A 414-nucleotide genomic window follows, 5' to 3' on the forward strand; every position below is an offset into this window, starting at 1 on the left:
ACCCGAACCGGCTCGCGAGCCACGACTTCGGGTCCGTCAACGACGCGTGGCAGGAGCTGACCAACGACGACGACCAGCCGATGCTCAACCGCGGCACCCAGCAGACCCTGCCCCCCGGCTCGGTGTTCAAGCTCGTCACGGCCGCCGCGGCGATGGAGGAGCTCGACCTCGACCCCGACAGCGACGTCCAGGGCGGCACCACGCTGTCCTTCCCCGGCATCGACTACGAGCTGCCCAACCAGGGTGGCGGCAACTGCGGTGGCAACGAGATCAGCCTGCGCCAGGCGCTCGAGGTCTCCTGCAACGTGAGCTTCGGCGACCTCGCCGGCGAGGTCGGCCAGGAGGCGCTCGCCGACCAGGCCGAGCGCTTCGGCTTCGGCCAGGACCCCCTCTCCGGCCTGGCCACGAGCGAGA

General features: G+C 71.0%; 1 protein-coding gene. It reads left to right on the forward strand.

Going from position 1 to position 414, the window contains the following annotated elements; genetic code table 11:
- Positions 1 to 414: penicillin-binding transpeptidase domain-containing protein (locus tag EO141_RS21260; RefSeq protein ID WP_256359926.1), on the forward strand; the 414-nt coding region annotated here is incomplete at both ends.

The sequence above is a fragment of the Xanthomonas sp. BRIP62415 genome, assembly GCF_003993515.1.
Taxonomy (GTDB): Bacteria; Pseudomonadota; Gammaproteobacteria; order Xanthomonadales; family Xanthomonadaceae; genus Xanthomonas; species Xanthomonas euroxanthea.